Annotated in this window: 15 protein-coding genes; 4 read left to right on the top strand and 11 right to left on the bottom strand. The window is 73.5% G+C overall.

Features of this window, described 5'->3' with window-relative positions:
• Together ACFVQG_RS28675 and ACFVQG_RS28670 are read right to left on the bottom strand one after the other, a co-directional pair.
• Positions 1-666 (bottom strand): maltotransferase domain-containing protein (locus ACFVQG_RS28675; protein WP_383388818.1); only part of this gene is annotated, 666 nt, incomplete at its 3' end.
• 69 nt (positions 667-735) lie between these two features.
• Positions 736-1032 (bottom strand): DUF5133 domain-containing protein, encoded by a 297-nt coding sequence (locus tag ACFVQG_RS28670; protein ID WP_383388815.1) that lies wholly within the window; start codon positions 1030-1032, stop codon positions 736-738.
• 298 nt (positions 1033-1330) lie between these two features.
• On the opposite strand from ACFVQG_RS28670, the gene ACFVQG_RS28665 reads away from it, so the two are divergent.
• Both ACFVQG_RS28665 and glgX read left to right on the top strand, forming a co-directional pair.
• The gene (locus tag ACFVQG_RS28665) at positions 1331-1843 is read left to right on the top strand and encodes a pep a2 (protein WP_383388813.1); all 513 of its coding nucleotides are present in this window, start codon (positions 1331-1333) and stop codon (positions 1841-1843) included.
• Positions 1844-1899: 56 nt separating this feature from the next.
• Positions 1900-3981, top strand: coding sequence for a glycogen debranching protein GlgX (glgX, locus tag ACFVQG_RS28660; protein WP_383388859.1), 2082 nt, complete (start codon positions 1900-1902; stop codon positions 3979-3981).
• 2 nt (positions 3982-3983) lie between these two features.
• On the opposite strand, the gene ACFVQG_RS28655 is transcribed toward glgX, so the two are convergent.
• Positions 3984-4787, bottom strand: a complete 804-nt coding sequence (locus ACFVQG_RS28655; protein ID WP_383388811.1) for a VOC family protein — start codon at positions 4785-4787, stop codon at positions 3984-3986.
• 124 nt (positions 4788-4911) lie between these two features.
• On the opposite strand from ACFVQG_RS28655, the gene ACFVQG_RS28650 reads away from it, so the two are divergent.
• A complete protein-coding gene (locus tag ACFVQG_RS28650; protein ID WP_383388810.1) occupies positions 4912-5241 on the top strand; it encodes an ANTAR domain-containing protein in 330 nt (109 codons plus the stop codon).
• Between the two features lie 9 nt (positions 5242-5250).
• Here the strand turns inward: ACFVQG_RS28650 and ACFVQG_RS28645 are convergent, their stop codons facing one another.
• Positions 5251-6042: a SigB/SigF/SigG family RNA polymerase sigma factor gene (locus ACFVQG_RS28645; RefSeq protein WP_383388809.1), complete on the bottom strand. Its 792-nt coding sequence runs from the start codon at positions 6040-6042 to the stop codon at positions 5251-5253.
• 389 nt (positions 6043-6431) lie between these two features.
• Between ACFVQG_RS28645 and ACFVQG_RS28640 the strand changes: the two genes are divergently transcribed.
• Positions 6432-6953 (top strand): hypothetical protein, encoded by a 522-nt coding sequence (locus tag ACFVQG_RS28640; RefSeq protein WP_383388807.1) that lies wholly within the window; start codon positions 6432-6434, stop codon positions 6951-6953.
• A 31-nt stretch (positions 6954-6984) separates the two neighbouring features.
• On the opposite strand, the gene ACFVQG_RS28635 is transcribed toward ACFVQG_RS28640, so the two are convergent.
• The 7 genes from ACFVQG_RS28635 to ACFVQG_RS28605 all read right to left on the bottom strand — a co-directional run bounded on the left by ACFVQG_RS28635 (position 6985) and on the right by ACFVQG_RS28605 (position 13690).
• Positions 6985-7473, bottom strand: a complete 489-nt coding sequence (locus tag ACFVQG_RS28635; protein WP_383388805.1) for an MSMEG_6728 family protein — start codon at positions 7471-7473, stop codon at positions 6985-6987.
• 157 nt (positions 7474-7630) lie between these two features.
• The gene (locus ACFVQG_RS28630) at positions 7631-8518 is read right to left on the bottom strand and encodes an SDR family oxidoreductase (protein WP_383388804.1); all 888 of its coding nucleotides are present in this window, start codon (positions 8516-8518) and stop codon (positions 7631-7633) included.
• Positions 8519-8549: 31 nt separating this feature from the next.
• Positions 8550-10169: a phytoene desaturase family protein gene (locus ACFVQG_RS28625; protein WP_383388802.1), complete on the bottom strand. Its 1620-nt coding sequence runs from the start codon at positions 10167-10169 to the stop codon at positions 8550-8552.
• Entirely contained in the window at positions 10162-10662 is a 501-nt protein-coding gene (locus ACFVQG_RS28620; protein WP_383388800.1) for an SRPBCC family protein, read from the bottom strand. Before ACFVQG_RS28620 ends, ACFVQG_RS28625 begins: the two co-directional genes overlap by 8 nt.
• A 121-nt stretch (positions 10663-10783) precedes the next feature.
• A complete protein-coding gene (gene hemC / locus ACFVQG_RS28615) occupies positions 10784-11719 on the bottom strand; it encodes a hydroxymethylbilane synthase (protein ID WP_383388798.1) in 936 nt (311 codons plus the stop codon).
• Between the two features lie 48 nt (positions 11720-11767).
• A complete protein-coding gene (locus tag ACFVQG_RS28610) occupies positions 11768-12541 on the bottom strand; it encodes an NPP1 family protein (protein WP_383388796.1) in 774 nt (257 codons plus the stop codon).
• Between the two features lie 168 nt (positions 12542-12709).
• Positions 12710-13690, bottom strand: a complete 981-nt coding sequence (locus tag ACFVQG_RS28605) for an ATP-dependent DNA ligase (protein WP_383388794.1) — start codon at positions 13688-13690, stop codon at positions 12710-12712.
• Positions 13691-13739: the final 49 nt, after the last annotated feature.

Below are 13739 nucleotides of genomic sequence, written 5' to 3'. Positions count from 1 at the left end.
CGTCCCGTGCGGCTGCTCCGGCGTGCCCTCCGAGCGCGGGAAGAACTCGTACCAGGCGCCGTACAGGGCCCGTTCCCGCTCCACCAGCAGCGGCATCTCCGCGGAGACGGTCAGCAGATCCCGCAGGGGATGGCGGTCGAACACCGCGTCCACCTCCGGTGTCAGCGCGGCGGCCAGCCGGGTCGCGACCGGCAGGGTGTCGTCGCGGAGCACGCGTACCGCGGCCAGCAGGGTGGCGCGGGCGGCCTTCTCCTTCTTCGGGACCGTGGCCGCCGCCCGCTCGTACAGCTCGGCGCCCTCCTCCAGGACCAGCCCGGTGTCGATGCCCGCCGGGACCTTGATGCCCGCGGCGTGCCGCCAGGTGGCGACCGGATCGCTCCAGGCCTCGACGGCGAAGGTCCAGCGGCCCACCGAGTGCGGGGTCACCTCGGCGCCCCAGCGGTCGCTGCCGGGGGCCAGTTCCCGCATCGGTGTCCAGGGGCCGGGGCGGCCCTCGGGATCCCGCAGGACGACATTGGCGGCTACCGCGTCGTGCCCCTCGCGGAACACGGTCGCGGTCACCTGGAACGTCTCGCCCGCGACTGCCTTGGCCGGGCGCCTGCCGCCGTCCACCGCCGGGTGGACGTCCCGTACCGGGATGCGGCCGATGGCCGGGGTCGCGCTCATGGGTCTCACCTCCGCCGTACTGGAAGCCGGGCCTGGGGGCCCGGCTCGGGATCCTGCGCCGGGAAGGAGCTACCTTCCCGCCGGGAAACGCCGACCCGACGGGGGTCCCCGCCGGACCGCCACGCCCGCGCGAGACCGCGTGCGGTGTTGGTCCGAACAGGGGACGGCGCCGCCGCGCAGATACCGTTCGGCCGCGTCGGCGGCCTCGCGCGCGCAGCGCTTTCCCATCAGCACGCACAGCGTGTAGCCCGAGTCCTCGAAGGTGGCCCGCACCGTGTGGTCGGCGGGCGCGGCGAGCATCACGCGCTCCCAGGCCCGGTAACGCCGCAGTTGCCGGGCGACTTCGGATCTGGCGGGTAGCAGCATGGTGCCGTCACCTCCGGGACTCTCGATGTGCGCGTCTCCCGACGGTCGGGCCGGTGGCCGTGCGTGTCGCGGCACGGATCCGTTGCGGCGATCGAGAGGTCTTCACTCATGGTGCACGCACGACGACCCAGCGTCTTGTTAGAGCTTCAATCACCTCAGTCGTGTCCTCGTGTTGCACGAATGGGCTAGCACCCCCAGTGTGGAGCTGACTCAGAAGCGATCGGTGCTCACGCTTCGTGTTCGGGGGCGACCCGCGAGGGCGAGGGAGCGAGAGCCTCGCCGGTGAGGAGCCACGACGATGAAGACCGCAGTGCCCTGCTACTACCACCTCGATGTGGAAGTCAGCCCGGAACGGGTCGGACAGGTCAGGCGCATTCTGGCCGCGCACCTCCGGTACTGGGATCTGGACACACTCATCGACCCCGTCTGCCGCAGCACGGAGCTGCTCCTGACGGCCATCGACGAGCACGCCACCGACAAGAACACCTCCATCGAGATGTGGTGGAACGGCCAGCACCTGATCACCGCCATCGGTGAGAACGACTGCGATCTGCGCCCCGACCAGGACCTGCGGGCCTGTCTGGAGCGCATCGCCGCCACCAGCGACGGCTGGGGCTGCTGCGCCACCGACACCGGCAGCAAGGTCATCTGGTTCTCCCAGCGGGCCCGCGCCGGGGAGCGCGTCCCGCTGGTGCCGACGGCGCCCGCGCCGCGCCTGCGGGAGACGCTCCAGGTGCCCCGCGAACTGCCCGTCGCGGCGCTCGCCGGACCGGCGAGTACCACCGACGGCGTGCTGGAGGTCGAGCGGTGACGGCGCGACGCGAGCCGACGGCGAGGGTGCCCGCCTGGAGTGGGCACCCCTACCCGATGGGGGCCGCCTTCGACGGCAAGGGAACCAACTTCGCCCTGTTCAGCGAGGTCGCCGAACGCGTCGACCTGGTGCTGGTCGACGCCGACGGCAGGCACCGCGAGGTGCCGCTGAGCGAGGTCGACGGCTTCGTGTGGCACTGCTACCTGCCCGACGTCGGCCCGGGGCAGCGCTACGGCTACCGGGTGCACGGGCCGTGGCAGCCGGAGCTGGGCCACCGGTGCAATCCGGCGAAGCTGCTCCTGGACCCGTACGCCACCGCGGTGTGCGGGCAGATCGACAACCACCGCTCCCTCTACGAGCGTGCGGCGGGCGGGCCCGACCCGGGCGACAGCGCCGGGCACACCATGCTCGGGGTGGTCGCGGATCCGTCCTTCGACTGGGGCGACGACCAGCCCCCCAGACGGCCGTACGCCGACACGGTGATCTACGAGGCCCACGTCAGGGGCCTCACCCGCACCCACCCGGAGGTGCCGCCCGAGCTGCGCGGCACCTACGCGGGCCTGGCGCACCCCGCGGTCATCGAGCACCTCACCGGGCTCGGGGTGACCGCGGTGGAGCTGATGCCGGTGCACCAGTTCGTGCAGGACGGCGTCCTCACCGACCGCGGCCTGTCCAACTACTGGGGCTACAACACCATCGGCTTCTTCGCGCCGCACAACGCCTACGCCGCCCACGGCAGCTGCGGCGAACAGGTCGCGGAGTTCAAGTCGATGGTGAAGGCCCTGCACGCGGCCGGGCTCGAGGTGATCCTCGACGTGGTCTACAACCACACCGCCGAGGGCAACGAGATGGGGCCCACGCTGTCCTTCCGGGGCATCGACAACGCCTCGTACTACCGCCTCGTCGACGGCGACTGGAAGCACTACTACGACACCACCGGCACCGGCAACAGCCTGCTGATGCGCCACCCCTACGTGCTCCAGCTGATCATGGACTCGCTGCGGTACTGGGTGACCGAGATGCACGTCGACGGCTTCCGCTTCGACCTCGCGGCCACCCTCGCCCGGCAGTTCCACGAGGTGGACCGGCTGTCGGCGTTCTTCGACCTGATCCAGCAGGACCCGGTGATCAGCCGCGTCAAGCTGATCGCCGAGCCCTGGGACGTCGGCGAGGGCGGCTACCAGGTGGGCAACTTCCCGCCGCTGTGGTCGGAGTGGAACGGCAAGTACCGCGACACCGTGCGGGACTTCTGGCGGGGCGGCGAGCACACCCTCGGCGAGTTCGCGTCCCGGCTCACCGGCTCGTCCGACCTGTACCAGCACAGCAGGCGCAGGCCCCGCGCCAGCGTCAACTTCGTCACCGCGCACGACGGGTTCACCCTGCGCGACCTGGTGTCGTACAACGACAAGCACAACGACGCCAACGGCGAGGGCAACCGGGACGGCGACGACAACAACCGGTCCTGGAACTGCGGCGCCGAGGGCGACACCCGCGACCCGGCCGTGCTGGAGCTGCGCGCCCGCCAGCAGCGCAACTTCCTCGCCACCCTGCTGCTGTCGCAGGGCATCCCGATGCTCTGCCACGGCGACGAACTGGGCCGCACCCAGCGCGGCAACAACAACGCCTACTGCCAGGACAACGAGATCTCCTGGATCGACTGGCGGCTCGGCGACGACCAGCGCGCCCTGCTGGACTTCACCCGGTACGTCATCGGGCTGCGCGCCGACCACCCGGTGCTGCGCCGCCGCCGCTTCTTCCGCGGCGAGACCGCCACCCACGCCGGGCAGCCGCTGCCCGACCTGGTGTGGCTGCTGCCGTCGGGGCAGGAGATGGCCGACGAGGACTGGACGCGCTCCGACGCGCACTGCGTGGGGGTCTTCCTCAACGGCGACGCCATCGCCGAACGCGACCCCTACGGGCGGCCCGTGGTCGACGACTCCTTCCTGCTGCTGCTCAACAGCTACTGGGAGCCGGTGGACTTCCGGCTGCCGGACGTCAGCTACGGCGAGCGCTGGACGACCCTGCTGGACACCGCCGGGCCGCAGGACGGTCCGGACGAGAGCGAGCACAAGGCGGGCAGCTGGCGGACCGTCGAGGCGCGCAGCCTGGTGCTCCTCACCCGGCCCTCACGTCTGTGACGTCAGCGGGTACGCCGGGAGGTGACCGTGAACTGGGCACCGTCGGCGTCCCGCAGCACCGCTTCGTCGGCGCTCTCCCGCAGCACGCTGCCGCCGTGCAGCTCCGCCGCCCGGGCGCAGGCGCCCACGTCGGCGACCGCGAAGTGGACCTGCCAGTGCGGCCGGATGGTCGGGTCGGGCGCCGACTCCACCGCGCCCGACTCGATCCGCGCCACGATGTCCCCGCCGCTGCGCAGGAGCACCTCGTCACCCTCGTAGTCCACCTCGCAGCAGCCCGGCTTGGCCGACGCCCAGTCGAGGACCTGGCCGTAGAAGATGGCCGCGTCGAAGGCGTCCCGGGTGTGCAGCCGGACGAAGGCGGGGGCCGCGCGGCGCCACGTCTCCCAGTTGCTGGGCAGGTCGCCCTCCCAGATCCCGAAGGTGGCGCCGTCCCGGTCGGCGAGCAGCGCGCCGCGCCCCAGCTGGAAGGAGATCGGCCCCACGGCCGTCGTACCGCCGCGCTCCTGCACCCGGGCCACCGCCACGTCGGCGCTGGTCACGGCGAAGTAGGGCGTCCACGCCACGGCCATCTGCCACATTCCGGCCATCGCCGCGATCCCGGCGACCGGGGCGCCGTCGGCCAGCGCCACCCGGAAGCGTTCACCCAGCCGGGCCTGCCGCCATGTCCAGCCCAGCACCGCCCCGTAGAAGTCCTCCGTGGCCTTGAGGTCCCGGCTGGTCAGGCTCACCCAGCAGGGCGCACCGAACACGGAGTGCGTGGAGACGGCCTCCGTGGTGCCCGTGGCGGGTGTGGTGTCGTGGTTCATGGCAGTCGTCCTGCTCTCCTCGTCCGGCGGCCACCGGTCTCCCCCCAGTGTCCAACCTGAACCCGTGCGGGCGCCTGTCGAGTACCCCGGTGGCGTGGAGCACTCCCCGTGGCACGATGTACGCGTGGCAGCACCGCAGGAACCAGCGGACGAGACGGACCGGATCTTCGAGCTGCAGGAGCAGGTGGACCAGCTCAAGGAGGCCGTCACGTCGCATGCCGTCGTGGACCAGGCGATCGGGATGGTGGTCGCCCTGGGGCGCGTGACACCGGACCAGGGGTGGGCGGTGCTGAGGGAGGTCTCCCAGCACACGAACATCAAGCTCCGGAACGTCGCGGAACTGATCCTTCTCTGGGGCCGCAGCGGGGAGATGCCCCCGGAGATCCGCTCCGAACTGGAGGACGCGCTCGACCGGCACGGTCCGACACAGATCCCGGGAGCCTCCCCGGAATGACGGCGGCCGTCAGCGGTTCTCGGCCTGCAGTTCCTCGCGCAGCCGCGCGAAGCAGCCGCTGAGCAGCCGGGAGACGTGCATCTGCGAGATGCCGAGCTGCTCGGCGATCCCGCTCTGCGTCATGCCCTGGAAGAAGCGGAGGTAGAGGATGGTCCGCTCGCGCTCCGGGAGCGTCTCCAGACAGGGCCGTACGGCCACCCGGTCGACGACGACGTCATAGCGGGGGTCGGGACCGCCGATCGCGTCGCCCAGCGCGTAGCCGTCGGTGCCGGGCATCTCCGCCTCCAGCGACAGCGCCGAGAAGCACTCCAGTGCCTCCGTCCCGACGCGTACCTCGTCCTCGGTGAGCTGGGCGTGCTCGGCGATCTCCGCGGTGGTCGGGGAGCGCCCCGGCGTCGTCTGCGCCAGCTCCTTCGCGGAGCGGCGCACCCGGTTGCGCAGGTCCTGGACCCGGCGCGGGACGTGCAGCGTCCACATGTGGTCGCGGAAGTGGCGCTTGATCTCGCCGGTGACGGTCGGGACGGCGTACGCCTCGAAGGCCCGGCCGCGTTCCGGGTCGTAGTGGTCGACCGCCTTGACCAGGCCGAGCGCGGCCACCTGGTACAGATCCTCCAGGGCCTCGCCGCGACCACGGAAGCGGACGGCGATCCGCTCCGCCATGGGGAGCCACGCCTGGACCACCTCGTCGCGCAGCGCCCTGCGCTCCGGGCCGTCGGGGAGCCGCTGGAGCCGCTCGAAGGCCTCGGCGGTGTCGGGGGCGTCATCGTGCGGGTGCTGCCGCGTGCTGGTGGCGACACGCATGCTGCGCACCTCCTCAGCAGTGCCGGGTGGACGGACACCGGGGGAAGCGGCGGCTCGGACATGGGGACCACCGGTTCCCGCGGACGTGCCTCCTGTCCGAAGCACTGATGTGCCCTTTCCCGAACGACGCGCCGACGAAACAAATACAGAAATACAATGACATGTCGTGTTTGTCGGCCGACGGTGTGTGCGCACGCACCGCAACGGCCCCGGACGTGATGTACGGCACGCCCGGCGCCGGGCCCCCGCCCGCCCCCGGCCGATTCCCGCAGCGCAGCGCTTGATCGGCGATCACCGCCCGGAAAGCGCCGCTCACCGCGCATTCCGCTCATTTGACAGTGCGCCGAACCCACGGATAGGAAGCAGCGTCCGGAGTCGAGAGGTGCAGCGTGTACGAGCCGAACGTGGTCGGTGACTGGCAGGAGTACGACGAGCATGCCGGCCTGCGCGTCCGCGTCCACTCCCTGGAGCGGTCGGAGCCGCCGCGCGGACGCGACGACGCCGCCGAGGGGCTGACGTACTTCTGTCTCCGCGTGACCGTCGAGAACCGCGGCACCGGGCGCTTCGGCATCCACCTCGAGGACGGCCAGATCGATGTCCGGGTGGGCCCGGACGGCGAGAGCGCCTTCGTCGACTGGCGCAACTCGCAGTTCATCGAGGGCTACGACGTCTACCCGCTGCGCCGGGCCACGGCCCTGCTGTACGGCGCCGGACCCGAGGCCGCGCTGGCGCGCATCGACGTGCAGATCCAGCTGCGGGTCGACGAGGAGTGGACCGAGCGAGCCCTGTGGTCCGGCGGCGTCGGCCTGGACGAACAGGCGGCCTGCCCGCCCTCGGGGGCGGTCCGGGACAGCCTCGCCCGCCAGGTGAGCAACTTCCTGCGCGAACAGGCGGAGGAAGGCACCGCCTGAGCCCGTCGGTGAGCGGCACGCCTAACACTCCTCAGCCGCCGCTTACCGCCTCCCCGCCCTCCCGGTCCGAACTCGGCCAGACGTAGGGCAGGTCGTCGGGGACGCCGGGGAACAGCCCCGCGTACGCCTCCGGGTCCTTGCGCACGAGCGCCGACCGGTGGCTGCGGTGGAACGCCTCGTCACCGAGCCAGGGCGGCAGCTCCCCGGCGCGCGCCAGCTCCGCCTGGTCCCGCACCGGCTCGCCCGGGCGGGACGCGGCGAGCCCGGCGACGAGTGAGGCGGCACAGCTGTCCTGGTGGCCCCGCTCCCGCCACACCCGGCAGATCTCCAGGCCGTACCGCACGAGCGCCTCCTCGTAGCCCGTCCACATCCGCACCGCCGGATGCCGCCGCCAGCCGTACCCCGGCACGGTCAGGCCGCGCAGCACCTGGAGCGCCTCGACCCGCTGCTTGCCCAGCCGACGGCGGTCCAGGGCCAGCGCCGACTCCCGGAAGCCGGGGTGGGGGAGGAAGGTCTGCACGCGGGGCCTCTCGTCGTCGGCTGCGGTGGTCGTCAGCGGTGGCCCGCCCCCGCGGGTGCGCCTCCCCGGTCGGGGCCCGGCGTGGGGTGACTCGGTGCCATGCCTTCCCCTGTCGCCCGTGGCGCGACGCCGTCCCGGGCCGGATCACGCCCGGCGGTCACCCGTGCGGCGGACCTCCCCCCGCCCCGTGGTCCGCGCGTCCGCCCGCGCCGAGTGGGCCGGTCGCGCTCATGACCCCCTCGGCCTCCAGCCGGGGCAGGTCCCGCCGGGCGACCCGCAGCACGACGGGCGGCAGGGCGGCGCGCCCCGCCTGGGCCAGGCGCAGCCAGCGGGGTACGTACACGGCGGTGCCGCGACGTTCCACGGTGCGGACCAGCCGGGCGGCGACCGCGTCCGCGGGGAAGGTGCGGCGGGCCGGAGCGGGCATGTGCGAGCGCAGCTCGCGCAGCACCGCGTACCGGTCGGCGTCACGGATCATGTCGGTGTCGATCCAGTTGAGGTAGGCGATGCCCACGGCGATCCCGTGGTGGGCGACCTCGGCGCGCAGCGAGTGGGCGAACGCCTCCACGCCCGCCTTCGAGGCGCAGTACGCGCTCATCATGGGCGCGGCGCCCAGTGAGGCCAGCGAGGCGATCTGGAGGTGGTAGCCCGCGGTGCGGCGCAGGTCGGGAAGGAAGGCGCGGGCGGTGTGCGCGCTGCCGGTCAGGTTCACGTCGACGACCCGGCGCCACGCGTCGGGCTCCGACGTGGCGAGCGGTCCGCCCAGCGCGATCCCGGCGTTGGCGACCACGACCGACGGCGGCCCGAGCCGCCCGCGCACCTCACGGGCGGCCTCCTCCAGCGCGGCCGGGTCGGTGACGTCGGCCTCGATGGCCAGGGCGGGCGTCGGCAGGGCCGCCGCCAGCTCCTCCAGCAGCGGCTTCTCATGGCCGAGCAGGGCGAGCCGGGCGCCCCTCAGGGCGCAGGCGCGGGCCAGGGCGGCGCCCAGACCGCGCGCGGCGCCGGTGACCACGACGGTGCGGTCCCTCAGCGGGCTGTCTGTCACCGGCCGGTCCTTTCCTCGGGGGACGTGGGGGTCATCTCCGGTCGCCGGTGCGGTCGCGGCGGGTGAGGGCACGCTGCGTCCGTGTGAGGTCGGCGAACCGGTGTCGGCGCAGGGCGGCCCGCGCGGCGTTGGCGCCCGGCGCCCCGTGCACCCCGCCACCCGGGTGGGCGGCGGCGGAGGCGAGGAACAGACCGGCCACCGGGGTCTCCGGCCGCCCGGTGCCGGGCACGGGCCGGAAGACGAGCTGCTGGTGCATGGCGGCGGTGCCGCCGTTGATGGCGCCGCCCTCCAGGTTGGCGTCCAGGGACTGGAGCGTCGGCGGGGCAAGGACGCGGCGCGCCCGGATCAGCGCGCGGAAGCCGGGCGCGAAGCGTTCCACCTGACGTTCGACCCGGTCGGCCATGAGCTGTCGCTCCCGGTCGTCCCAGCGGCCGGTGATGCCCTCGTCACCCGCGTCGGCCCGGATGTCGCGGGGGACGTGGGTGTAGGCCCAGGCGGACTCGGTGCCGCGCGGTGAGCGGACCGGGTCCGTGGTCGTCATCTGGCCCAGCAGCGTGAAGGGACGGTCGGGCACCTGCCGCATGGCGATCTGGGCGGCGAACCGGGTCAGTTCGTCGAGGCCGTCGGCCAGGTGCACGGTCCCGGCCCCGGCCGCCTCCGCGCACCGCCAGGGCACGGGTCCGTCCAGCGCCCAGTCCACCTTGAAGGTGGCGAAGTCCCACTGGAAGCGGCGCAGGTCGGCGAGGAGCTGGTCCGGCAGGTGCTCGGGCGCGACGAGACCGCCGTAGAGCGCGGGCGCCGACACGTCCGCGAGGACGGCGCGGCGCGCGGCGAGGGTCTCGCCCCCGGCCGTGCGGACGCCCACCGCGCGCCGGCCGCGGACCACGACCCGCTCGACGCGCTGCCCGCAGCGCAGGGTGCCGCCGCGGGTACGCAGCCGGTGGACCAGGGCCGCGGTGAGCGCTCCGGCGCCGCCGACCGGCGCGGGGAAGCCGTAGGTCTGGCCGAGCATCGACATCAGCCAGCCGAAGCCGCCGCTCCCGGCCGCCTCGGGCGCGAGGTCGGCGTGCAGGGCGTTCCCGGCGAGGAGCAGTCCGCCGCCCGCACCGCGGAACTCCTCCTCGCCCATCCGGCGCACCGGCAGCACCAGGGTGCGGGCCAGCCTGAGGCCGCCCCCGGCGCGCAGCCGCAGGGCCAGCCGGGCACCGGCCCGGATCGGCGGGAAGGGCGTGAAGAGGGCGTCGAGGATGTCGGCCCGGTAGCGGTCCCACACCGCGTGCAGCCGGTCCCAGGCGGCGCCGTCACCCGGCGCGAAGGCGTCGAGGGAGGCGGCGGTGGTGCCGACGTCGCGGTCGAGGACGGCACAGCTGCCGTCGGTGAGCGGGTGGGCGAGGACGTGCGGGGCGTGGGCCCAGCGCAGTCCGTGGTCCGCCAGCCGCAGGCCGGTGAGGACCGGGGAGGCGGCGGCGAGCGGGTAGAAGGAGCTGAACAGGTCGTTGACGAAACCGGGGGCGACCTCGCCGTCGTGGCGGACCGCACCGCCCGGCTCGGGCTGCGCCTCCAGGACCTCGACGCTCCAGCCCGCGTCCGCGAGCAGGTTGGCCGCCACCAGCCCGTTGGGGCCGGACCCGATGACCACCGCGTCAGGCATGACCGCTTCCCGTCTCCCATCCCACGGTGCCCGCCGTGTTCGCGGGGTCGGGGCGGCACCCCTCGCCGGACTCGCAGAGCTTCGCGAGCCTGGCGAGCATCGCGCGGTGCCGCACCTGGATCAGCGCTTCGACGCCCACGTTGTGCAGCAGGCCGCCGGGGCCGCGCAGCGGATGCTCGTCCACGATCACCAGGCAGTGCTCGCCCCAGGGGCGCAGCTCGATGGCGATGCGGGCGGTGCCCAGGCGGCCCGCCTTGGCCTCGATCTCCAGCGCCGAACCCGGTTCGCAGCGCCTGACCACGGACACGTTGCGCAGCCGCACCGGCCCGAGCCGGATCTCGTAGGAGATCGTCGCGCCGACCCGTGGCCACTGTCCGCCCTCGGGGGTGACCTCGGAGGGCCCCACCACCCACTCCCCGTACCGGCTGCCGTCTGCGAGGACGTCCCACACCGCCTGCGGGGTCGCCTGCACCAGTCGATGCCGAACCGCCACGCGTGCCTCCCACGTCCGATGAGACGTCACCGCGAGGCGACGTCACTGCAAGAACGCAGCACTGAGTTCCCCGTGCGGGGCGGCCCAACCGGGACGGCCCAACCGGGGAGGGCTCGGAGGTTCAGTGCGGGATGCCGTCGATGATCTCGCGGGCGCCCTGCCGCAGCAGCGCCACCGCGACCGAGGTGCCGAGGGTGGCCGCGTCGAGGCGGCCCGCCCACTCGTGGGCGTTCAGCCGGGTCTTGCCGTCCGGGGTGAACACACAGGCGCTCAGGGACAGTTCACCGCCGCGGTCGACCCGGGCGTACCCGGCGATCGGGCTGTTGCAGTGCCCTTGCAGCACATGCAGGAACATCCGCTCGGCGGTGGCCTCCCGGTGGGTGTCCGGGTCGCCGAGCGCGCTGACGGCCTCGATCAGGTCGGTGTCGCCCTCGCGGCACTGCAGGGCCAGGATGCCCGCGCCGATCGGCGGCATCATCGTCTCCGGGGACAGCGCCTCGGTGATCACGTCCTGGCGCCCGATGCGCTCCAGACCGGCCACCGCGAGCAGCAGCGCGTCCGCCTCACCGGCGGCGAGCTTGGCCAGGCGCCGGTTGGCGTTGCCGCGGAACGGCACGCAGTCGAGGTGCGGATGGGTGGCGGCCAGCTGGGCGACGCGGCGCACCGAGGAGGTGCCGATGCGGGTGCCGGGCGGAAGCTCGTCCAGGGTGAGCCCGCCGGGGTGGACGAGCGCGTCCCGGATGTCGTCGCGGGTGAGGAACGCGGCGAACACCGTGCCCGCGGGCAGCGGCCGGTCGGCGGGAACGTCCTTGACGCAGTGCACCGCGAGGTCGGCCGCACCGGCGAGCAGCGCGGCGTCCACCTCCTTGGTGAACGCGCCCTTGCCCTCGACCTGCGACAGATCGCCCAGCCACTTGTCACCGGTGGTCTTCACCGGGACGACCTCGGTGCGCACTCCGGGGTGGTGGGCGGCCAACTCAGCCTGGACTCGGGCGACTTGGGCGAGCGCCATGGGGGAGTCACGGGAGACGATGCGGATCAGCTCGGGAACCGGCATGCCGGACACGATAGCGGCTCCGCGCCCCCCAGGGCGCCCGCCCGCGTGTCAGGCGTTCGGGTCGAAGGCTATGCCCGACGGCTTCGCGGACGCGAGGTGGGAGTTGAAGCTGCCGTCCTTCAGGCCGAAGTGGGCGCTGCCGAAGTCGTACGAGACCAGCCTGTCCCGGATCCCGGCCGGGTAGCCGTTCCAGCCGACCAGCGGCGGGTACTGCCAGGTGCCCTCGTGGTTCTCCGGCGGCTCGTCGTTGGAGGTGGCCGCGCGGAAGCAGTGGGTGCTGATGCCGTCCTTGTGGTACACGATCTTCGCGTGGGTGCCGTCCCAGCGGATCTGCGACCGGTTGTGCACGGTGAACGAGCCGTGGTTGGAGGTCGACACGTACTGGGCGACGCCGTTCTGCACCCACACCACGACGTGCTCCCAGTCGTGCCGGTGCCCGCCGAGGCTGGTGCCGGGCAGCGCCTGGTCCTTCTCGAAGTACGAGGCGTACAGGTACGCGCACCAGCCGTTGTTGCACTTGTAGCGCGAGTAGCCGTTGGTGTTGTCGAGGTCCGAGGCGTCCCGGCAGGAGCCGTTCAGGGCGCCGGTGGGGTTGAGCCCGGTGTTCACCGTGCCGTCGGCGCCGATGGCGGGGGTGGCGTAGCAGCCGTCGGTGTCGTAGTCGTAGGCGGGCTGGAACGTCCGCTCGGCGGCCTCGGCGTTGGCGGGCAGCGCCGGGGGCGGGGCGGCGAAGGCGGCGGTGGCGAAGGTGAGGACCAGCGCGACGGCACCGGCTGACCCGGTGAGCCATCTGTGGCGAAGGAGCGCGGACTTGACGGACACGGTGTCCTCCTCGGGACCCGGTGCAGCCCAACGGCTGTGGGGGGACGGGGAGTTCAGCTTCCCCGATCTTCACTTCCGGGCCAAGGGGTCACGGGCGTACCAACGGTTAAGCACAGCCCAATACTTGTCTGCACAACCGGCCTCGAGGGTTCGCCCGCGGTCGCGCCGTCAGAGCAGGTCGCCGGGGATGTCCGCGGCCGACTCCGCGGGCGTGAGGTCGGGCCGCAGTCGCAGCCAGGACGGCTGCCGCAGCATCCCCGCCCGGGTCCGGGTGCTGAACCGGACCTCGCCGACCAGCCGGGGCTCCACCCAGTGCGCGCCCGGCACCCTCGGCACCGGGGCGAAGGGGCACACGGCGGTCTCGGCGGCCCGCAGCAGCGCCGCCAGCTCGGTCCGCTCGGAGTGGCTCCAGCCGGTGCCCACGCCGCCGACGTACCGCAGCCGCCCCGCGGCACGCTGGCCGACCAGCACCGCGCCGGGCAGGCCCGAAAGCCGCCCCTTGCCGGGCAGCCAGCCGCCCACGATCACGTCCACGCCCTGCATGTTGCGGATCTTGACCCAGGCCCGTGAGCGCACCCCCGGCTCGTACAGCGAGTCCAGCCGCTTGCAGACCAGCCCCTCCAGACCGTGCTCCCGGGTGGCGCGCAGGGCCGCCTCGCCGTGCCCGGTGATCGCGGCCGGGGTCGACCAGAACGGCCCGGCGAGACCGAGCCCCGCCAGCAGCTCCCGCCGCCGCGCGTACGGCTGCCGCAGCAGGGAGCGCCCCGCCAGGTGCATCACGTCGAACAGCACCAGATGGACGGGCACCTCGGCCGCCCTGCGCGCCGCCCGGCCGGGCGCGTGCGCCAGCCCCATCCGGGACTGGAGCAACTGGAAGTCCCCGCGCCCGCGTTCATCGAGCGCCACCACCTCCCCGTCCAGCACCGCCGCCGTGTCGCCCAGCGCGCCGCCGAGCGGGCGCAGCTCCGGATACGCGGCCGTGATGTCCTCTCCCGACCGGGCGCGCAGCAGCAGCGTGCCGTCCCCGGCGAGGTACACCACCACCCGCTGGCCGTCCTGCTTGGTCTCGTACGCCCACCGCGCGTCCTGCGCGGCGGGCGGCAGCGTGCCGGGCGTGGCGAGCATGGGCGCGATCAGCGGCAGGGTCACGGTCGAAGGTGTCGACGGAGCCGCCCGGCGTCACGCCGCCCGCCCGCGC

The organism is Streptomyces sp. NPDC057877, from assembly GCF_042796855.1.
In the GTDB taxonomy this organism is placed as follows: Bacteria; Actinomycetota; Actinomycetes; order Streptomycetales; family Streptomycetaceae; genus Streptomyces.
The sequence above is the reverse complement of the archived record's forward strand: the minus strand, read 5'-3'. Positions and strand labels throughout refer to the sequence as shown.